Genomic DNA, 21,159 nt, shown 5'->3' on the forward strand with positions numbered 1-21,159 from the left:
GCATGCTCGTCTCGTTTTGGTTCCAGATCGGTCAAAATTCAATTTACCTCTCCCCAGTACAAATGCTCTCTATGCCAAGCAAGGTACTTGAGGTGTTGCGTTGACAGCGAGACGCTCAGCTCCGGTGAGCAGTTCAAAATCTGGCGATCCCTGTCGGAGATGTAATGTGAAATCAAGATTTTTCCCACGTCGTCAAAGGAGACATAACCCTTGTCGAACAGTGCATCGAGGCTCGGACTCAACAGAAGACCGTTGTAAAAATCCAGCCGCTCAGCGTTGCTTGACTGACTCCACGGTTTGATGTGTGAGGCTTTCAAAATATCGATCTGTGAGCAACCAGTAGCCGAGCACGCCCCCCAGTGCTTGATGAGGCTCTTACGGAAAGCGCCCTGCCCAACCCGAGCAAGAATGATCTGAGTTTTCTGGGTCTCAGTGAGCATTGCATCACTCATCACTTGCTGCTCTTGGCCCTCAGCGATGACCTCAGCAACATCGTCGGTTGCCCAATATTTCCGGGTGACACCAAAGCTACCTTTCCGGCTGGGGGCTACCCCAATAGAAACGCAGAAGTTTTCAAAAGCGAGCTGTAGACTCTCGTTCTGAACGGGACACGAGCCGTAAATTTTGTTCAGCGCATGGTTGGTTTCACTTCCATGCTTCTCCCTGTTGAATCCGTGGATCCGAATCGTGTTGCCAACGTAGCCGATGAACCTAGATGGGGCAAAAGCGATACCGGCATCTGTAAGGTATGGCAGATAGCATGTCCCTTTTTTAATGAGGTCTTGGTAGATCCTCCTATCTCCATCTGCTGACACTCTCGCACGTTCAAGCTCAGCAAGGTTCTCTGCTACCTGCTCCTCGTTTACCACCAGCTCCATCACTACTCCTTACAATGAAAAGCCCGGCTAAGTGGCCGGGCGTCAAGGTCAAGACCCCAAGGACCGCAAGCAACTGCTCGCGAACACCGCGGCCTTGCTCGTCCTTCTTTTGAGCCATCAGATACAGACCTTTCCCCGCTGATTTTTTAGCCCATAGCTCACAAATCAGGCGCTTTTCTTTGCTGTCGCCGTTGCTCACACGGTCGCCGCCCTTGTATAGCAGCTAGGAGTCCTTTCAGGCTACCTGTTCGCTTTAACAATCATACCCATTTTTATGCGAACCCCAGCTTGCAGCTCACGAAACTCAATCATCATTGCTTCGACTTTAGCAGCACTGGCTCCAAAACCTGGTTTCTCAGCAAGCCACAATTTGAGCAGGCCTGCCACTCGCCCTAGATCACCATTAAGCTTTGCCAGTTCTGCCACAGCTTGCAGGTCAACAACCGACCGGATCGGCTCATTCAACCCAACCGCCCGCAGGAGCGCGGACTGAGACATTCCCGCTTGCGCGGCACGATCTACCAGCGGCGCGTTCGTCCTCGGTCACGAATACCTTGATGTATCCGTTCAGGGGCCGGGTGCCGTAAGTCGTTTTTTTCTTCCCTGCCATTCTTCTCTCGCTCTTGCCGCAGCGACGGCCACTTACAGCCCGTCGCGGTCGTTCACCTTGTAGAGTTTTTCTTGCGGTTTGAGGTTACGCAGCTTGGTATCGGTCAGCATGGCAGTTACGGATTCCATGGATAAAAAATACCATGCTCAGAAAAGCACGCATGCACCACGATAAAACCCAATGAAACTGGGCTAATGATGAGATTTGATACCATGCCCTCCCCTACTAGGGCGACATGGTATCGAGCACCAAACATGGCATTTGGCTCAGTCAATGCCCCGTACCATGCCATACAAACAAGGTGCTTGGCGATGCACAAAGCTGCCCGAATTTGCCAGAACTAAAAAACCAAAAGCCCGCAATTACGCGGGCTTCGGGGCATTTCTTGCTAGATCGTGCCGGACAATGCCGGGCGTCCCATCACTCCCACTCAATCGTCGCTGGCGGCTTGCTCGATACGTCGTAAGTGACGCGCGAGATGCCTTCGATTTCGTTGATGATGCGACCGGAGACGGTTTCCAGCAGTTCGTAAGGCAGGTGTGCCCAACGCGCGGTCATGAAGTCGATGGTTTCTACGGCACGCAGGGCCACGACCCAGGCGTAACGACGGCCGTCGCCGACCACGCCGACCGATTTGACTGGCTGGAATACCACGAAGGCCTGGCTGACCTTGTGGTACCAGTCGGCCTTGCGCAGTTCTTCGATGAAGATGTGGTCGGCACGACGCAGCAGGTCGGCGTATTCCTTCTTCACTTCGCCGAGGATACGCACGCCCAGGCCCGGGCCCGGGAACGGGTGGCGGTAGACCATGTCGTAGGGCAGGCCGAGTTCCAGGCCCAGACGACGGACTTCGTCCTTGAACAGTTCGCGCAGCGGCTCGACCAGTTTCAGGTTCATCTCTTCCGGCAGGCCGCCCACGTTGTGGTGCGACTTGATCACGTGGGCCTTGCCGCTTTTCGCGCCAGCCGACTCGATCACGTCCGGGTAGATGGTGCCCTGAGCGAGGTACTTGATGTTTTCCAGTTTGTTGGACTGGGCATCGAATACGTCGATGAAGGTGCGGCCGATGATCTTGCGCTTCTTCTCCGGGTCGGCTTCGCCGGCCAGGTTGTTGAGGAACTGTTCTTCGGCGTTGGCGCGGATCACTTTGACGCCCATGTTCTCGGCGAACATGGCCATCACTTGCTCGCCTTCGTGCAGACGCAGCAGGCCGTTGTCGACGAACACGCAGGTCAGTTGATCACCGATGGCTTTGTGCAGCAGCGCGGCAACTACCGAGGAGTCAACGCCGCCGGACAGGCCCAGCAGGACGTTGTCGGTGCCGACCTGAGCGCGGATGTTGGCGATCGCGTCTTCAGCGATTTTCGAGGGCGTCCACAGGGCTTCGCAGCCGCAGATGTCGAGCACGAAACGCGAGAGGATGCGGCCGCCCTGCTTGGTGTGGGTCACTTCCGGGTGGAACTGCACGCCGTAGTAAGCGCGATCGTCGTTGAACATGCCGGCGATCGGGCAACTCGGGGTGCTGGCGAGGATGTGGAAGTCTTCCGGCATCTTCGTGACTTTGTCACCGTGGCTCATCCACACGTCGAGGCCGAACAGGCCATCGGCGTCGATGTGGTCTTCGATGCCGTCGAGCAGGCGGCTCTTGCCGACCACGTCAACGCGGGCGTAACCGAACTCACGCAGCTCGGAACCTTCCACCTTGCCGCCCAGTTGCTCGGCCATGGTCTGCATGCCGTAGCAGATACCGAAAACCGGCACGCCCAGATCGAACACGGCCTGCGGGCAGCGCGGGCTGTTGGCTTCGTGCACGGACTCGGGGCCGCCGGCGAGGATGACGCCTTTAGGGGCGAATTCGCGGATCGCATCTTCGTCCATGTCGAACGGGTGCAGTTCGCAGTACACGCCGATCTCGCGCACGCGGCGGGCAATCAGCTGGGTGTATTGCGAACCGAAGTCGAGGATCAGGATGCGGTGAGCGTGAATGTCGAGGGCCATGACTCATTCTCATGTAGTGAATCAGAAACAACTCGGGGCTGAATGAACAGCCCCGGTGATTTAACGTTTTGCTGGAAGCCTCAACCTACGCGGTAGTTTGGCGCTTCCTTGGTGATCTGCACGTCGTGAACGTGGGACTCGGCCATGCCGGCACCGGTGATCCGCACGAACTCAGGCTTGGTGCGCATTTCTTCGATGTTGGCGCTGCCGGTGTAACCCATCGAAGAACGCAGACCACCCATCAACTGGTGAATGATCGCGCTCAGGGTGCCTTTGTACGGCACGCGGCCTTCGATGCCTTCCGGTACCAGCTTCTCGGCGCCGGCCGAGGAATCCTGGAAGTAGCGATCGGAAGAACCCTGGGCCTGGGACATGGCGCCCAGCGAACCCATGCCGCGATAAGCCTTGTACGAACGACCTTGGAACAGTTCGATCTCGCCCGGGGCTTCTTCAGTACCGGCGAACATCGAACCCATCATCACGCAGGACGCACCGGCAACGATGGCCTTGGACAGGTCACCGGAAAAACGGATACCGCCGTCGGCGATCAATGGTACGCCGGTGCCTTCAAGGGCGGCGGCGACGTTGGCGATCGCGCTGATTTGCGGCACGCCGACACCGGCGACGATACGGGTGGTGCAGATCGAGCCAGGGCCGATACCGACCTTGACTGCGTCGGCGCCCGCTTCGGCCAGCGCCTTGGCAGCGGCGCCGGTGGCGATGTTGCCGCCGATCACCTGCACTTCAGGGAAATTCTCTTTGACCCAGCGCACGCGATCGATCACGCCTTTGGAGTGACCGTGCGCGGTGTCGACCACCACCACGTCCACGCCGGCGTTGACCAATGCAGTCACGCGGTCACCGGTGTCTTTACCGGTGCCGACCGCAGCACCAACGCGCAGACGACCTTGGTCATCCTTGCTGGCCAGCGGGTAGGCTTTGGCTTTTTCGATGTCGTTGACGGTCATCATGCCTTTGAGGGCGAATTTGTCGTCGACGATCAGCACGCGCTCGATGCGGTGCTTGTGCAGCAGCTCACGGACGTCGTTCTTGTCGGCGCCTTCCTTGACCGTGACCAGACGCTCTTTAGGCGTCATCACTTCACGGACAGTGGCTTCCAGACGGTTTTCGAAACGTACGTCGCGGGAAGTGACGATGCCGACCAGGTCGCCATCGTGCAGTACCGGAACGCCGGAAATGTTGTGCAGACGGGTCAGTTCGAACAGATCACGCACCGTGGCATCGGCCTCGATGGTGATGGGATCCTTGACCACACCGGCTTCGAACTTCTTGACCTTGCGCACTTCGGCAGCTTGCTGCTCGATGGTCATGTTCTTGTGGATAATGCCGATGCCACCTTCCTGAGCCATGGCAATTGCCAGACGGGCTTCAGTAACGGTGTCCATGGCGGCAGAAACCAGAGGAATATTCAGTTCGATGCCACGGGTAAGACGGGTCTTGAGACTGACTTCGTTGGGAAGTACCTCGGAATAACCGGGCACTAGGAGAATGTCGTCGAATGTCAGAGCTTCTTGGCTGATACGCAGCATCGCGGGGGCTCCCGAGCGGGAAAATGGAAGCGCGCCATTATAGTCAGACACCCCCTGCTGTTCAATGTAAAACTCAGCCTAATTGATAGAAGGAAAAGCCCGGCCCTACAGCTCTACCTTGACCCAAGAGACAGGTTGATCGAGCCAGTCGGCGAACTCGTCGATGAAGCTCTGCTTGAACCCGGCCTCCAGCCAGTTGTTGAAGATGAAACCGAGGTTGGAAAACGCGCATTCCTGCAAGAACAGGAACCCGTTGATGTCGTCTTCATGCCCGCATTCCGGGCAGGTGAAATTGTCGGTGCGCCCTGGAAACCAGTCTTCCAGACTTTCGAACAGTGCTTCGCCGACTTCGCGGCGGCATTCGGCACAGCCGGCTTCTTCGAGGAAGCCCTTGGCCGGGGTATAGATGCAACGCTTGGTGACGATTTCCAGACCATTGATTGGCTCACCGAACGGCAGCGCCTCGGGGTGCAGCACCACCGCGCGGGCACCGTCGGCGATGGCGTGGGCCATGCGGTTGCCTGTGCGCCCGCAGGTGGTCAGTTGTTCTTCGACGATGTTCTTGCGCACCAGCCAACGCACGATCGCCCGCGCCCGGGGTTCGTGCACCGGCAGGGTGGAGATTTTCGGGACGATGATGCTTTGCGAGTTCATGAAAGTTCCTGCGGTGTGGCTTCTGATGCCTTCGCGAGCAGGCTCGCTCCCACATTGGAATGCGGTCACCTGTGGGAGCGAGCCTGCTCGCGAAGGGTCCCTGAAGGCCGGCAGCTTAATCCCTGACAAAATCCGGTCAAGTGCTGAAATAGCGCCCGATTAACGCGATGCCGCTGGCCAGCACCAGCCACGTCACCAGCCGCACGAACGCCTCGCGCGACAACTTCATGCTCAGCCGCCGGCCGATCCACAAGCCCAGCGCCATCGCCGGCAACAGGCACAGCGCCAATATCAACAAGGGTAGCTCGGCATACACCCCGGCGATGACGAACAGACTCAGGCGCACCACGGTGCTGCAACTGATCAGCGCACTCTGCGTGGCCCGCGCGGCTTCCTTGGATAAGCGACTGTTGAGATAGATCGCGTAGAGAAACCCGCCACTGCCAAACAACGCACCGAACAACCCGCCCACCGTGCCCATTGGCACCGCCCATGCCGCCGACAACTGCGCCGGCCGCGCCTTGACCCACAGGCTGTAAATCGCATAGGCGCTGATAAACAGCCCCATCAATAACAGCAGCACATCGGACTTGAGGTTGAGCAGAAAGATCACCCCCAGCGTGCAACCGACCGCCATGCACGGCAGCAGCCGCAACAACTCGGGCCTGGCGACATCGCGCCGCGACGGCAGCAGGTTGCCAAACGCGGCGACGAAATCCAGCAGCACCAGCAGCGGCACGATCTTCGACAGCGGCATGAACAAGATCAGAATCGGCCCCGCGACCAGCGCCGTACCGAACCCGGCGATGCCGAAGACGATGTAGGCCAAAGCAATGGCCAGCCCGATCGCCGCCCAACTTCCAGCGCCCCATGACCACGCCCCCAACAGCTCCATAACGTCCATCGGTCCGCATCCTTTATAAGACTGCGGTGACTGTAGCCAGTACCGATGAGCACCACCAGATATCAAATGAGCCCCATGTGGGAGCGAGCCTGCTCGCGAAAGCGATATTTCATCCACAGCAGTTGTTGGCAGACCCAACGCCTTCGCGAGCAGGCTCGCTCCCACATGGGGATTTATGTCCTGTCATGGTGATTGGCAGGCAAATGCCTTTAAACTGCGCCCCATGATTAAAGATCCCTTTGCAAGACTTGGCCTGGACCGTGAAGTCCTGACCGTCAGCCAGCTCAACGGCCGCGCGCGGGTGTTGCTCGAAGACGTGTTCAGCAACATCTGGGTCGAAGGCGAAATCTCCAACCTCGCCCGCCCGGCGTCCGGCCACGTCTATTTCACTCTCAAGGACAGCGGCGCCCAGGTGCGTTGCGCGTTGTTCCGGCAGAACGCCGCTCGCGTGCGTCAGGCGCTGAAGGACGGCCTGGCGGTCAAGGTGCGCGGCAAGGTCTCGTTGTTCGAAGGCCGTGGCGACTACCAGTTGATTCTCGACACCGTGGAGCCGGCCGGTGACGGCGCGCTGCGCCTGGCGTTCGATGCGCTGAAGGAAAAACTCAGTGCCGAAGGCCTGTTCAGCGCCGAACGCAAAGTGCCGCTGCCGGCGCATCCGCAGCGCATCGGCATTATCAGTTCGCCGACCGGCGCAGTGATCCGCGACATCATCAGTGTGTTCCGCCGCCGCGCGCCGCAAATCCAGTTGACCTTGATTCCCACCGCCGTGCAGGGCCGCGAAGCCACCGCGCAAATCGTCCGCGCGCTGAAAATGGCCGACGCCCGCGGTTTCGATGCGCTGATCCTCGCCCGTGGCGGCGGTTCGCTGGAAGATCTCTGGTGCTTCAACGAAGAAGCCGTGGCGCGTGCCGTCGATGCCTGCGTCACACCAATCGTCAGCGCAGTCGGCCATGAAACCGACGTATCGATCAGTGACTTTGTTGCCGACGTGCGCGCGCCGACGCCATCCGCCGCGGCCGAACTGCTTGCGCCGGATTCGAGCCATCTGATCCGTCAGGTCGAAAGCCTGCATCGCCGTCTGGTGATGCGCATGCGCGATCGCTTGATGCGTGACCGTCTGCGCCTGGAAGGCATGGCCCGGCGCTTGCGCCATCCCGGCGAGCGTTTGCGCCAGCAGGCGCAGCGTCTGGATGATCTGGACATGCGCATGCGTCGCGCGTTCGAGCGTCATCTCAACACCCGCCGCGAGCGCCTGATCCGCCTGGAAACCCGTCTCGCCGGGCAACATCCGGGTCGCCAGTTGGCGATGCTGCGCCAGCGTCTCGACAGCCTCGCCGATCGCCTGCCCAGGGCCATGCGTGAAGGCCTGAAAAACCGTCACCTGCAACTGCACAGCCAGATGCAGACGCTGCATGTGGTCAGCCCGCTGGCAACCCTCGGTCGTGGCTACAGCATTCTGCTCGACGAGCGCGGCCACGCGATCCGCGACGCCGCGCAGACCCACACCGGCCAGCGCCTCAAAGCCAAACTGGGCGAAGGCGAGCTGCAAGTGCGCGTCGAAGACAATCACCTGACGCCCGTCACCCTTTCTTTACTGGACTGATCCATGCCGCGCTTTCTTGCTCCGCTGCTGTTGCTGTGCCTGACCTTCAACGCCCACGCCGACAGTTACATCACTCGCCTGCTGAACAAACCGGTGCCGGGCGGCGTCGCCGTAGTGGATCTGGGCGCTGCTGCACAAGCGCCGAAAGCCACGTATCAGGGCAAACCGGTGCTGGTGGTGAAAGAACAGAACAACTGGCTGGCGATCGTCGGCGTACCGCTGACGGTCAAGCCCGGTGCGCAACAGATCAGCAGCGGCGGCCGGACTCTGCCCTTCACCGTGGGCAGCAAGAAATACCCGGAGCAGCGCATCACCCTGAAGAACAAGCAGCAGGTCAATCCGGATCAGTCGAACCTCAAGCGCATCGAGGGCGAACTGGCCGAGCAGATCAAGGCCTATCGCAGTTTCAGCCCGAACACGCCGAGCAACCTGCTGCTGGATAAACCGGTCAACGGGCCGCTGTCGAGCAAGTTCGGTGTACGCCGCTTTTTCAACGGTGAAGAGCGCAACCCGCACGCCGGTCTCGACTTCGCCGTGCCGGCCGGTACGCCGATCAAGACCCCGGCGGCGGGCAAAGTGATTTTGATCGGTAACTACTTTTTCAACGGCAACACGGTGTTCGTCGACCATGGGCAAGGCTTTATCAGCATGTTCTGCCACATGTCGAAGATCGATGTGAAGAACGGCCAGCAACTGGCCCGTGGCGCGGTGGTCGGTAAAGTCGGCGCCACCGGCCGGGCGACCGGGCCGCACATGCACTGGAATGTCAGCCTGAATGATGCGCGGGTGGATCCGGCGATTTTCATTGGTGCCTTCCAACCCTAAGTCCTTGGCTGAGGCTACCGGCCCCTTCGCGAGCAGGCTCGCTCCTACAGGGGATCTTTGTTGTGAATAAGATCCAGTGTGGGAGCGAGCCTGCTCGCGAAGGCGGCCTATAAAACACCACCTTACTCAATGAATTTTCAAAAATTCAATTGCGCCCCAATCTAGCCTCACGCAAACATCGACAACTTCCCCCGCCTTAAGCGCAATAAATTCCTGCAAAACACGGCTTTCCGAGGATTCCTCTCAATTTTTTTCGACTGCTTGCCATCCTCCCCCCTCGCGGTTAGGGTTGAGGGCATGAAAACCTCTCACACCCTCATTCAGCTTCGCCAGCACCGCAGCCTGTGCCTCGTCAGCGCACGACTGCCAGGCTGAATCGCTGCGCCTCGTCCTACGCTTTTCCAAGAACATTCGTTCAACCGGCAGGCCGCCTCTTTTCGGCCCAGACAACAAGGAATTTCCCGATGAGCATGCTCAAAGACCCGTCTTCGAAATACCGCGCGTTTCCCGTCATCAACCTGCCGGATCGCACCTGGCCGTCGAAGACCATCGACACTGCGCCGATCTGGTGCAGCTCTGACCTGCGTGACGGCAACCAGTCGCTGATCGAACCGATGGACGCGGCGAAGAAGCTGCGCTTCTGGAAAACCCTTGTTCAGGTCGGCGTGAAAGAAATCGAAGCATCGTTCCCGGCGGCTTCGCAAACCGACTTTGACTTCGTGCGCACCCTGATCGAAGAAGGCCACATTCCGGACGACACCACCATTCAGGTGCTGACTCAGGGCCGTGAAGACCTGATCGAGCGCACCTTCGAATCCCTGCGCGGGGCGAAGAAAGCCATCGTTCACCTGTACAACGCCACCTCGCCGTCCTTCCGCCGTATCGTCTTCAATCAGGACAAGGACGGCATCAAGGCCATCGCGGTCAACGCGGCCAAGCTGTTCGTCAAATACGCAGCGATGCAGCCGGACACCGAGTGGACCTTCGAATACTCCCCGGAAACCTTCAGCGCCACTGAGCTGGAGTTCGCCAAGGAAGTCTGTGACGCGGTGATCGAGGTGTGGAACCCGACGCCTGAGCACAAGATGATCCTCAACCTGCCAGCCACTGTTGAATGCGCGACGCCAAACGTCTACGCCGACCAGATCGAATGGTTCGGCCGCAACATCAACCGTCGTGACAGCGTGATCATCAGCCTGCACACCCACAACGACCGTGGCACCGGCGTCGCCGCCACCGAGCTGGGCCTGATGGCCGGCGCCGACCGTGTCGAAGGCTGCCTGTTCGGCAACGGCGAACGTACCGGTAACGTCGACCTCGTCACCGTCGCGCTGAACATGTATACCCAGGGCCTCGATCCGCAACTGGATTTCTCCGACATTGATGGCGTGCGCAAAGTGGTTGAGGAGTGCAACCAGATTCAGGTTCACCCACGTCACCCGTACGTTGGCGACCTGGTCCACACCGCGTTCTCCGGCTCACACCAGGATGCGATCCGCAAAGGCTTCTCCCAGCAGAAACCGGACGCTCTTTGGGAAGTCCCGTACTTGCCGATCGACCCGGCCGACATCGGTCGCAGCTACGAGGCGGTGATTCGCGTCAACAGCCAGTCGGGCAAGGGCGGTATCGCCTACCTGCTGGAGCAGGAATACGGCATCAGCCTGCCGCGTCGCATGCAGATCGAGTTCAGCCAGGTGGTGCAGCGTGAAACCGACCGTCTCGGCCTGGAAATGACCGCCAAGCAGATTCACTCGCTGTTGATCAGCGAATACCTGCAAGCCAACACCCCGTACGCACTGGTCAGCCACCGCCTGCAGGAAGAAAACGGCAACAGCGCCGTCGAAGTGGAAGTGGCGAGCAAGGGTCAGGGCGAAACCAACCTGCACTGGCGCGGCAAGGGCAACGGTGCGCTGGAAGCACTGGTCGCCGGCCTGCCGGTTCCGGTGGAAATCATGGATTACAACGAACACGCGATCGGCGCCGGCACCAACGCCAAAGCGGCGGCCTACATCGAGCTGCGCGTGAACGGCGAGCGTGCGGTGCACGGCGTGGGGATCGATGAAAACATCACCACTGCCAGCTTCAAGGCACTGTTCAGCGCACTGAACCGCTCGCTGAGCCAGCCAGAGGCGAAAGCAGCGTAATCGACTGCTGAAATGCAAAAGGCCCCGGAGTGAAAGCTCCGGGGCCTTTTTCTTTGCGATCGTTCCCACGCTCCGCGTGGGAATGCAGCCCGTGACGCTCCGCGTCACTGGACGCAGAGCGTCCCTTGAGGCATTCCCACGCGGAGCGTAGAAACGATCAGACCGCCCCTTCGCGAGCAGGCTCGCTCCCACACGTGGAATGCGCTTCTCTGTGGGAGCGAGCCTGCTCGCGAAGGGGCCAGCGCAGGCAACGAAAGGCTTAAGTGAACTCGAAGGTGTCGGCATCCAGATTCGCCGGAAACCGCTCGCGATACGCCGCCAACGGCGCTGCCTCCAGAATCACCTTGAATACGCCATCCGCCTCCCCCGCCGCCAGCAACGTCTCGCCCTGGAAGTCCAGCACCTGACTGTCACCGGTATACGCGAACCCTTTGCCATCGCTGCCCACGCGATTCACCGCCGCCACATAGCAGAGGTTTTCGATGGCTCGCGCTGGCAACAGGCGATTCCAGTGCAGGCGTCGCGCGCCGGGCCAGTTGGCGGTGTACAGCAGCAGGTCAGTGTCCTGGGCATCGCGACTCCACACCGGGAAACGCAGGTCGTAGCAAATCAGCGGGCGAACGCGCCAGCCTTTCAATTCGAACTGCACCTGACGCTCACCGGGGGTGTAATGGTTGTGTTCGCCGGCCATGCGGAACAGGTGACGCTTGTCGTAATGCAGCACTTCGCCGTCCGGGCGCGCCCACAGCAGGCGGTTGCGATGGCTGCCGTCGGCGGCCTGGATAATCACGCTGCCGGTGATCACCGCGTCGAGTTTCGCCGCCTGTACCCGTAGCCACTTGCTAGTCGGGCCGTTCTCGGCTTCGGCGAGGGTTTGCGATTCCATGGAAAAACCGGTGGTGAACATCTCCGGCAAGATAATCAGATCGGCACCACGCGCCTGCTCCAGCAGCCCTTCGAAATGCTCGAGGTTAGCCTGGCGGTCATGCCAGGCCAAGCTGGTCTGGATCAGCGCAAGGGTCAGGTCCGGCAATGCACTCAGATCACGCATAGTTTTGCCGCCGCTTCACGCAGCGTCTCCTCGCGTTTGGCAAAGCACAAGCGCACCAGGCGCTGGCCCTGCGGTGGATTCTGATAGAACACCGACACCGGAATACTCGCCACGCCATGCTCGCGGGTCATCCACAGGGCCATCTCGACGTCATTCAGGTCAGGGCGAATCTGCGAATAATCGACCAGTTGGAAATACGTACCGGTGACCCGAGTGAAATTGAAGCGCGACGGCGCCAGCAGGTCGCAGAACAGGTCGCGCTTGGCCTGATAGAAACCCGGCAGCTCTTCGACATGTTCAGGGTGCTCGGCCATGTAATCGGCCAGTGCGTATTGCAGCGGTGTGACACCGCAGAAACTCACGTACTGGTGCACCTTGCGCAGCTCGGCAGTGAGCGCTGGCGGTGCGACGACGTAGCCGGTTTTCCAGCCGGTGACGTGATAGGTCTTGCCGAACGAGCTGACCACGAACGCGCGCTGATACAGCTCCTCGTGAGCCAGCACACTGACGTGCGGCACGCCATCGAACACCAGGTGTTCATAGACTTCGTCACTGATCACATAGATGTCGCGATCACGAATCAACGCGGCCAGTTGATCGAGTTCGGCACGACTGATCAGCGCGCCGCTCGGGTTGTGCGGGGTGTTGAGAATGATCATTCGTGTGCGCGGGGTCAGGGCTGCACTGAGCTGATCGAAATCGATGGAAAAATCTTCCAAGCCCAACTGCACGTGCACGCAGCGGCCGCCGGCGAGTTCCACCGCTGGCTCATAGCTGTCGTAAGCCGGGTCGAAAACGATGACTTCGTCGCCGCTGTGGATAACCGCCTGAATGGCACAGAAGATCGCTTGCGTGGCACCGGGCGTCACGGTCACTTCATGATCGGCATCGACCGCGGCGCCGTAACTGCGCGCGATCTTCGCGGCAATCTGCTGGCGCAGCGCCGGCAGGCCGGTCATCGGCGAATACTGGTTATGGCCGCTGGCGATATGCCGACCCACCGCGTCACGCAGCGACTGCGGGCCGTCGAAATCCGGGAAACCCTGAGACAGGTTGATCGCCCCGGTCTGCGCCGCGAGCTGAGACATCTGCGTAAAAATGGTGATGCCGACATTCGGCAGCTTGCTGGTGATCATCGGAGGCCCCTTGCAGGTGAAACGCAAGTTTCAAGCCTCAAGCTACAAGCTGCAAGCAAAAACCCGCGCCCACAAAAAAGGGCTTCATACGAAGCCCTCTCTGCTTTTACTTAAAGCTTGCAGCTTGAAACTTGAAGCTGCTTTTTTATTTCTTGTCGCGGCGTTTCTTGCTGGCTTTCTTGTTGTGCGACATCAAGCGACGCTTCTTGTTGACCTGGCGGTCGGTCAGCGTGTTCTTGTTGCCTTCGTACGGGTTCTCGCCGCCCTTGAACTCGATGCGGATCGGCGTACCGACCAGCTTCAGCACACGACGATAAGTGTTCTCCAGATAGCGCACATACGACTTCGGCACTTTCTCGATCTGGTTACCGTGGATCACGATGATCGGCGGGTTGGCACCACCCAAGTGCGCATAACGCAGCTTGATCCGGCGGTTGTTGACCATTGGTGGCGCGTGCTCGCCTACCGCGTCTTCGAGAATCTGGGTCAGACGGTTGGTCGGCCAGCGGGTGACCGCCGACTTGAACGAGTTCTGTACGGAAGCGTAGAGGTTGCCCACGCCGGTGCCGTGCAGTGCCGAGATGAAGTGAATGTCGGCGTAGTCAACGAAGAACAGACGACGTTGCAGCTCGACCTTGACGAAATCGCGCTCGCTCGGCGTCATGCCGTCCCACTTGTTGATCGCGATGACCAGCGCGCGACCCGACTCGATGGCGAAGCCCAGCAGGTTGAGGTCGTGATCGACCACGCCTTCGCGGGCGTCCATCACGAAGATCACCACGTTGGCGTCTTTGATCGCCTGCAGGGTTTTGACCACGGAGAATTTTTCGACTTCTTCGTGGATCTTGCCGCGCTTGCGCACACCGGCGGTGTCGATCAGCGTGTACTTTTCTTCGTTGCGTTCGAACGGGATGTAGATACTGTCGCGGGTCGTGCCGGGCTGGTCATAAACGATCACCCGGTCTTCACCGAGCATGCGGTTGACCAGGGTCGACTTGCCGACGTTCGGACGGCCGATGATGGCGATCTTGATCCCGTCTTTTTCGCTCGGGCCAGGAATGCGCTTGGCTTCCTCGCCTTCGGCAACGATCTCTTCCTCTTCACCTTCAGCCGGCTCGTCATCATCACGTGGGAAATCGCTGAGGGCGGCTTCGAGCAACTGCGTGATGCCACGGCCATGAGCACCGGCGATCGGGATCGCGTGGCCCATGCCCAGCGGGGCGAATTCGGCGCGGGCCATTTCCGGGTCGATGTTGTCGACCTTGTTGGCGACCACGTGGGAACGCTTGTTACGCTTGCGCAGGTGTTCGGCGATCATCTGGTCGGCGGCGGTAAAACCGGCCTTGGCATCTACCAGGAACAGCACAACGTCTGCTTCTTCAATGGCCAGCAGCGACTGCTCGGCCATTTTTTCGTCCATACCATGTTCGTCACCGGAGATACCGCCGGTGTCGATCAGAATGTAGGAACGCCCTTGCCACTTGGCCTCACCGTACTGGCGATCACGGGTCAGACCGGACAGGTCGCCGACGATGGCGTCGCGAGTCCGAGTCAGGCGGTTGAACAAGGTGGACTTGCCGACGTTCGGTCGGCCCACCAGGGCGATTACGGGAACCATGCGGCTCTCCACTTCGTTATTTCAGAAAATACAAAAGCCGCTGCGAGGCAGCGGCTGGTGCTCGGGGCAACGCCTGATAGCGCTGCAAGCCCCATGAATCCGGGGCCGCCTGGGGGGTTAACCCCAAGCATAGTTGTTACTTAATGGTCAGGGCTTCCAGTTTGCCGCTGTTGCCATACACATAAATCGTGTCACCCACCACCAGCGGACGGGCACGCAGGCCGTCGCTGTCGATGCGCTCACGGCCGACGAAACGACCGTCAACCTGACTCAGCAGGTGCAGATAACCTTCCAGGTCACCCACTGCAACGTAGCTGGAGAACACTTCCGGAGCCGACAGCTGGCGGCGAGCCAGCGCATCGTTGCTCCACAATGCGGTAGTGGAACGCTCATCAACGCCTTCAACGGTGCCCGAGGACAGGCTCACGTAGACGCTGCCGAAACCCTGAGCGATACCGGCGTAGCTCGAGGCATCGCGCTGCCAGAGTTGACGACCGCTTTCCACGTCCAGTGCCGCGACGCGACCCTGATAGCTGGCCACGTACAGCGTACCGCCGGACAGCAGCAGACCGCCGTCGATATCGACCACGCGCTCCAGTTCCGAACGACCCTGTGGAATGGCGATACGCTGTTCCCACACCGGCACGCCATTGGAAATGTCCAGAGCGACCACTTTACCGGTCGACAGGCCAGCCAGCGCCAGACGGTTGGTCACCAGCGGTGCACTGGTGCCCCGCAGGGTCAGTACCGCCGGAGTGCTGTCATACACCCAGCGCTGATTACCAGTGGATGCATCCAGACCGATCAGACGATCGTCCTGGGTCTGCACCACCACCACGTCACCATTGTTGGCCGGCGGCGCGAGGACTTCGCTGTTGACCCGTGCACGCCACTTCTCTTCACCGTTGCTGGTGTCCAGAGCGACGACTTCGCCACGCAGGGTGCCGATCAACACCAGACCGTAACCAACGCCAACGGCGCCGGAAACAGGCAGTTCAAGGTCCTGTTCCCATTTCACGTCGCCATTGCTGCGATCCATAGCCATGACCACGCCGGTGACATCGGCGGCGTAGATGGTGTCACCATCGATCGCCGGCACCAGCATGTTGTAGGTTTCGCCCTGACCGTCACCGATCGAACGGCTCCACTGCTTTTGCAGAACCACTTCTTCTTTGAAGTCGGTCAGTTCGGCCGGTGGCAATTCTTTCTTGCTGTTGCTGCTGCAACCCGCGGCCAGAAGGGCCAGAGCCAGCAATGCTGCATGCTTCCAACGGATCACGTCACGCATCCCCTTTGGCCAGGTCGTCGAGCTTGATTTGAAGGCCACCGACTGCCGCTTCATCCGACAGTGCCGCCTTGGCTTTTTGATACGCGTTGTTCGCGTCATCGGTACGGCCCAGCTTCACCAGCAGGTCGCCCTTGAGTTCTTCGCGAGTGGCCAGGAACGCTTTGTCGGCATCGCCGTCGAGCAGTTTCAGGGCGTCTTCGGTCTTGTCCTGTGCGCCCAGCACCTGCGCCAGACGCTGACGGGCGATCTCGCCCAGCGCCGGGTTGGCCGGTTTGTCGACAATGGCTTTCAGCTCGGTGGCCGCATCGTCCAGCTTGCCGCTGTCAACCGCGACCTTGGCGACGAACAGGCTGCCGTACTGCGCGTAGGCAGAACCGCCGAATTCGCTGTTGAGCTTGCCGGCCAGGTCCGCAACGCGCGCGGCGTCTGGCTTGCCGTCAGGCGTCAGGGTGGTTTCCAGCAATTGCTGATAGAGCACCGAAGCGCCTTGCGACTGGTTGCTCTGATACTTGTGATAAGCCTGCCAGCCGAACACGATGACCAGCGCCAACAGGCCGCCGGTGACCAGAGGTTTGCCGTTGCGTGTCCACCAGTCCTTCAAATCCGCCAACTGTTCGTCTTCGGTACTCGACACCCCAATACTCCTTAATCGCTAAATCGGCTGTTAAGACAGCTTCAACCCTGCACGACGCAGGTGGCCAGGTGAGCGGCGAGCGCATCCCAGGCAATGCTTTGTTGTTCGCCCTGGCCACGCAGGGGTTTGAAACCTACCACTTGCTGGGCCATCTCGTCGTCACCGAGGATCAGTGCGTACAGCGCACCGCTCTTGTCGGCTTTCTTGAACTGGCTCTTGAAGCTGCCTGCGCCGGCATTGACTTGCAGGCGCAGGTTTGGAAGCTGGTCGCGTACCCGCTCGGCCAGGGCCAGACCGGCCAGCTCCGCCTGCTCACCGAAGGCGCACAGGTAGACGTCGACCTGACGGGAGATTTCTTCCGGGATCTGCTCGAGGGTTTCGAGCATCAACACCAGACGCTCGATGCCCATGGCGAAACCGACGCCGGTGGTAGGCTTGCCGCCCATTTGCTCGACCAGACCGTCGTAACGGCCGCCCGCGCACACGGTGCCCTGGGCGCCGAGTTTGTCGGTGACCCATTCGAAAACGGTTTTGCTGTAGTAATCGAGGCCGCGCACCAGTTTCGGGTTGAGCACGTACGGAATGCCGACCGCGTCCAGCCGCGCCTTCAAGCCTTCGAAGTGAGCACGGGACTCGTCATCAAGGTAGTCGGCCATTTTCGGCGCATCGACCAGTACCGCCTGAGTGTCGGCGTTCTTGGTGTCGAGCACGCGCAGCGGGTTGGTTTTCAGACGGCGCTGGCTGTCTTCGTCGAGCTTGTCGTGGTGCGCCGAGAGATACTCGACCAGCGCTTCACGATAACGCCCCCGGGACTCGCTGGTGCCCAGGCTGTTGAGTTCGAGCTTGACCGCATCACGGATACCCAGCTCGCCCCACAGGCGCCAGGTCATGATGATCAATTCGGCGTCAATGTCCGGACCGTCGAGGTTGAACACCTCCAGACCGATCTGGTGGAACTGACGATAACGGCCTTTCTGCGGTCGCTCGTGGCGGAACATCGGGCCGATGTACCAGAGTTTCTGCACCTGACCGCCGCCGGTGATGCCGTGTTCGAGCACAGCGCGCACGCACGCCGCAGTACCTTCAGGACGCAAGGTCAGCGAATCGCCGTTGCGGTCTTCGAAGGTGTACATCTCTTTTTCGACGATATCGGTCACTTCACCGATCGAGCGCTTGAACAGCTCGGTGAACTCGACGATCGGCATGCGGATCTGCTTGTAACCGTAGTTGTCCAGCAGACGCGCAACAGTGCCCTCGAAATAACGCCACAGCGGGGTCTGTTCGGGCAGGATGTCGTTCATGCCACGAATGGCTTGCAGAGACTTGCTCACAAAAATTCCTTAATTCGTTCGATCAGCCGCGCGCGATAACCGCAGCGTCAGCTTCGACCTTCTCGGCCGCTTTCTGGCGGATCAGCCGTTCCAGCTCATCCACCAGATTGTCATTCGTCAGTTTCTGCGACGGCTTGCCATCGATGTAAATCAGGTTTGGCGTGCCGCCAGTCAAGCCGATATGGGCTTCCTTGGCTTCGCCGGGGCCGTTGACCACGCAACCGATGACCGCGACATCCAGCGGCACCAGCAGGTCTTCAAGGCGCCCTTCCAGCTCGTTCATGGTTTTCACCACATCGAAGTTCTGCCGCGAGCAGCTCGGGCAGGCGATGAAGTTGATGCCACGGGAACGCAGATGCAAAGACTTGAGAATGTCGTAACCGACCTTCACTTCCTCGACCGGGTCGGCCGCCAGCGAGATGCGGATAGTATCGCCAATCCCTTCGGCGAGCAGCATACCTAGGCCGACGGCGGATTTCACTGTGCCCGAACGCAATCCGCCGGCTTCGGTGATACCCAAGTGCAACGGCTGGACAATTTCTTTCGCCAGCAGGCGGTAGGCTTCGACGGCCATGAACACGTCGGAGGCCTTCACGCTGACCTTGAAGTCCTGGAAATTCAGGCGCTCGAGGTGTTCAACGTGACGCAAGGCAGATTCAACCAGCGCCGCCGGGGTCGGCTCGCCGTATTTCTTTTGCAGGTCTTTTTCCAGCGAGCCGGCGTTGACGCCGATGCGGATCGGAATGCCGCGATCACGCGCTGCATCGACCACCGCACGCACACGGTCTTCGCGACCGATGTTGCCCGGGTTGATGCGCAGGCAGTCCACACCCAGTTCGGCGACGCGCAAGGCAATGCGGTAATCGAAGTGAATGTCGGCAACCAACGGCACCTTGACCAGTTGCTTGATCTTGCCGAACGCCTCGGCGGCGTCCATGTCCGGCACCGAAACGCGAACGATGTCGACGCCAGCGGCTTCCAGACGATTGATCTGCGCAACGGTGGCGGCGACATCATTGGTGTCGCTGTTGGTCATGCTCTGCACCGCGATCGGCGCGTCGCCGCCCACCGGTACGTTGCCGACCCAGATCTTGCGCGAAACGCGACGTTTGATTGGAGATTCGCCGTGCATGACTTATTGACCCAACTTCAGGCGAGCAGTCTCGCCACTGGTGAACGGAGCGATGTCGACCGGCTGGCCGTTGTAGCTGACCTGTGCGGCACGAGCGACACCCAGACGGACGTTGAGCGGCGGCTTGCCAGCCACGGTCACGCTGTCGCCTTTATGTTTCAGACCGCTGAAAATCACTTTGCCACGGCCGTCGGTCACCTGCGCCCAGCAATCGGCGCTGAACTGCAACTGGACCTGACCTTCGCCGGCAACCGGAGCAGCCGCTTCAGGACTGGCCGCGGGTGCGACGGGCGTGGTTGGAGCGGCGACGGTTGGCGCTGGCGTTGCGACATTCGGCGCCGGAGCGGCGGGCGCGGCTACGGTTGGCGCAGGGGTATGAGCCGGGGCGGTCGGCGCGACGCTCGGAGCCGCGGGCGCTGCTGGCGCGGTGGCCGGCGCAGTAGCTTCGGCACCGGTCGATTCGGCGCTGGTTTCGGATTGCGGCAATGCCAGCGCGGTCGAGCTGTCGGCCTGGTTCTCTTCGACGGCCTGGTCTTCCGGCTCGTCGATCGGGTGAATCTGCGTGGTGCCGTCCGCGCCTTCGACTTCAACGTGTTCCGGCGCCAGAGCGGCCAGATCCTTGGTGCGCAGCGAGGTCTGATCCTGCCACCAGACGAAACCGCCGCCGATGACCGCGATCAGCAACAGCAGGCTGACGATGCGCAATATGGTGTGGGAGACCCGCACCGGCTCTTCGATACGGCCGAGGGCGTGAACGTTGCTGCCCTGGGAGTCGGTGCCGGTGGACTGGTCAAATTGCTGGACCAGCACGCTCTGGTCCATGCCGAGCAATTTGGCATAGGCGCGAATGTAACCGCGGGCGAAAGTATGCCCCGGCAGCTTGTCGAACGCGCCGGCTTCAAGATTGCTCAGGGAAGTTACGGTGAGGTTGAGCTTGAGGGCCACTTCGGCCAGCGACCAGCCATTGCTTTCGCGGGCCTGGCGCAGGGTCTCACCGGGGTTTACGCGATTCGCTGCTACAACTTCGGGATGCGCCGCTTTCATCATTGCTCCGACAGGTATTGCTGATATTCCGGCGTACCGGGATAGAGTCGTTTTAATTGCAGGCCATAACTGGCGGCCTTGTCGCGATCTTCAAACACTTTTGCCAGCCGAACGCCGAGCAATAGACTACGTGCATTCTGTTCGGTCAACTGGCTGAAACGGTCGTAAAAGTCACGCGCGGGCACATAATGCCTGTCTTCGAAGGACAACTCAGCCATTTCCAGCAGCGCGCGCGGTTGTTGACGGTTCAAACGCAGGGCTTTTTCCAGTTGCTGCTGCGCCAGATCGCGCTGCCCCAGCTTCGCCGCGGTCATGCCGAGGTTTTCAAACACCCGCGAACGCTCAGGATACAGGGTATCGGCAGCGGCCTGTTCAAATCGCTCGTAGGCTTCTTTATAGCGCTGCTCTTCGTAGAGAAAACTGCCGTAATTGTTGAGGATGCGTGCATCGGCGGGACGCGAGGACAAGGCCTTGCGAAAGTGCTCGTCGGCCAGCTGGGGTTCCATCTCGGACTGAAACACCAGGCCGAGCGCGGCGTTGGCGTCAGGATCGGAGCTGTCGAGTTCCAGGGCCTTCTTCAACGGCACCTTGGCCCGTTCGGTCATGCCCTGCTGCAGGTAACCCAGCCCCAACTGCACGTAGGCAGCCCGCGCTTCATCGCGGCCCTTGCTGGTCTTCATCGGGTTGTAGTCACCCGACAGGACACAACCAGCACACAGGCTGGCCAACAGCAACAGCAGCGCAAAGCGCAGGGACATA

General features: G+C 60.2%; 18 protein-coding genes. 3 read left to right on the forward strand and 15 right to left on the reverse strand.

What is annotated here, in order from left to right:
* Positions 1-38 precede the first annotated feature (38 nt).
* From ACGSLL_RS14050 to ACGSLL_RS14075, 6 genes are all read right to left on the reverse strand, one after another.
* Positions 39-878, reverse strand: coding sequence for an HNH endonuclease (locus ACGSLL_RS14050; protein WP_394506724.1), 840 nt, complete (start codon positions 876-878; stop codon positions 39-41).
* A 240-nt stretch (positions 879-1,118) separates the two neighbouring features.
* The gene (locus ACGSLL_RS28250) at positions 1,119-1,343 is read right to left on the reverse strand and encodes a hypothetical protein (RefSeq protein ID WP_459349940.1); all 225 of its coding nucleotides are present in this window, start codon (positions 1,341-1,343) and stop codon (positions 1,119-1,121) included.
* Positions 1,344-1,908: 565 nt separating this feature from the next.
* Positions 1,909-3,486 carry a glutamine-hydrolyzing GMP synthase gene (guaA, locus tag ACGSLL_RS14060; protein ID WP_042608327.1) on the reverse strand — a complete coding sequence of 526 codons (1,578 nt, stop codon included), beginning with the start codon at positions 3,484-3,486 and terminating at the stop codon, positions 1,909-1,911.
* Between the two features lie 80 nt (positions 3,487-3,566).
* A complete protein-coding gene (guaB, locus tag ACGSLL_RS14065; RefSeq protein WP_016773343.1) occupies positions 3,567-5,036 on the reverse strand; it encodes an IMP dehydrogenase in 1,470 nt (489 codons plus the stop codon).
* 105 nt (positions 5,037-5,141) lie between these two features.
* Entirely contained in the window at positions 5,142-5,690 is a 549-nt protein-coding gene (locus tag ACGSLL_RS14070) for a sugar ABC transporter ATPase (protein WP_394506727.1), read from the reverse strand.
* 136 nt (positions 5,691-5,826) lie between these two features.
* Positions 5,827-6,594, reverse strand: a complete 768-nt coding sequence (locus ACGSLL_RS14075; RefSeq protein ID WP_394506729.1) for a sulfite exporter TauE/SafE family protein — start codon at positions 6,592-6,594, stop codon at positions 5,827-5,829.
* A gap of 223 nt (positions 6,595-6,817) precedes the next feature.
* On the opposite strand from ACGSLL_RS14075, the gene xseA reads away from it, so the two are divergent.
* The 3 genes from xseA (at position 6,818) to leuA (ending at position 11,166) form a co-directional block, all read left to right on the forward strand.
* Positions 6,818-8,197 (forward strand): exodeoxyribonuclease VII large subunit, encoded by a 1,380-nt coding sequence (xseA, locus tag ACGSLL_RS14080; RefSeq protein WP_332766195.1) that lies wholly within the window; start codon positions 6,818-6,820, stop codon positions 8,195-8,197.
* Positions 8,198-8,200: 3 nt separating this feature from the next.
* On the forward strand, positions 8,201-9,022 hold the full coding sequence (locus tag ACGSLL_RS14085; protein WP_203419383.1) for a M23 family metallopeptidase: 822 nt from the start codon (positions 8,201-8,203) through the stop codon (positions 9,020-9,022).
* Positions 9,023-9,486: 464 nt separating this feature from the next.
* Complete coding sequence (gene leuA / locus ACGSLL_RS14090) at positions 9,487-11,166, forward strand: 2-isopropylmalate synthase (protein WP_090286008.1); 1,680 nt, start codon at positions 9,487-9,489, stop codon at positions 11,164-11,166.
* 259 nt (positions 11,167-11,425) lie between these two features.
* Here leuA and ACGSLL_RS14095 read toward each other — a convergent pair whose 3' ends face one another.
* From ACGSLL_RS14095 to pilW, 9 genes are all read right to left on the reverse strand, one after another.
* Positions 11,426-12,217: an amidohydrolase gene (locus ACGSLL_RS14095; RefSeq protein ID WP_394506733.1), complete on the reverse strand. Its 792-nt coding sequence runs from the start codon at positions 12,215-12,217 to the stop codon at positions 11,426-11,428.
* Complete coding sequence (locus tag ACGSLL_RS14100) at positions 12,205-13,353, reverse strand: pyridoxal phosphate-dependent aminotransferase (RefSeq protein ID WP_394506735.1); 1,149 nt, start codon at positions 13,351-13,353, stop codon at positions 12,205-12,207. Before ACGSLL_RS14100 ends, ACGSLL_RS14095 begins: the two co-directional genes overlap by 13 nt.
* Positions 13,354-13,498: 145 nt before the next feature.
* Complete coding sequence (gene der / locus ACGSLL_RS14105; RefSeq protein WP_090286015.1) at positions 13,499-14,971, reverse strand: ribosome biogenesis GTPase Der; 1,473 nt, start codon at positions 14,969-14,971, stop codon at positions 13,499-13,501.
* Between the two features lie 136 nt (positions 14,972-15,107).
* On the reverse strand, positions 15,108-16,259 hold the full coding sequence (bamB, locus tag ACGSLL_RS14110; protein ID WP_394506738.1) for an outer membrane protein assembly factor BamB: 1,152 nt from the start codon (positions 16,257-16,259) through the stop codon (positions 15,108-15,110).
* On the reverse strand, positions 16,252-16,893 hold the full coding sequence (locus ACGSLL_RS14115; RefSeq protein WP_394506740.1) for a tetratricopeptide repeat protein: 642 nt from the start codon (positions 16,891-16,893) through the stop codon (positions 16,252-16,254). The genes bamB and ACGSLL_RS14115 overlap by 8 nt, the downstream gene beginning before the upstream one ends.
* Positions 16,894-16,934: 41 nt before the next feature.
* Entirely contained in the window at positions 16,935-18,224 is a 1,290-nt protein-coding gene (gene hisS / locus ACGSLL_RS14120; RefSeq protein ID WP_007964435.1) for a histidine--tRNA ligase, read from the reverse strand.
* Between the two features lie 22 nt (positions 18,225-18,246).
* Positions 18,247-19,356 (reverse strand): flavodoxin-dependent (E)-4-hydroxy-3-methylbut-2-enyl-diphosphate synthase, encoded by a 1,110-nt coding sequence (gene ispG, locus ACGSLL_RS14125; RefSeq protein WP_394506743.1) that lies wholly within the window; start codon positions 19,354-19,356, stop codon positions 18,247-18,249.
* A 3-nt stretch (positions 19,357-19,359) separates the two neighbouring features.
* A complete protein-coding gene (locus ACGSLL_RS14130; RefSeq protein WP_394506745.1) occupies positions 19,360-20,400 on the reverse strand; it encodes a RodZ domain-containing protein in 1,041 nt (346 codons plus the stop codon).
* Positions 20,400-21,158: a type IV pilus biogenesis/stability protein PilW gene (pilW, locus tag ACGSLL_RS14135; RefSeq protein ID WP_394506747.1), complete on the reverse strand. Its 759-nt coding sequence runs from the start codon at positions 21,156-21,158 to the stop codon at positions 20,400-20,402. Before pilW ends, ACGSLL_RS14130 begins: the two co-directional genes overlap by 1 nt.
* Position 21,159 lies beyond the last annotated feature (1 nt).

The organism is Pseudomonas retamae (assembly GCF_043496865.1).
Taxonomy (GTDB): Bacteria; Pseudomonadota; Gammaproteobacteria; order Pseudomonadales; family Pseudomonadaceae; genus Aquipseudomonas; species Aquipseudomonas retamae.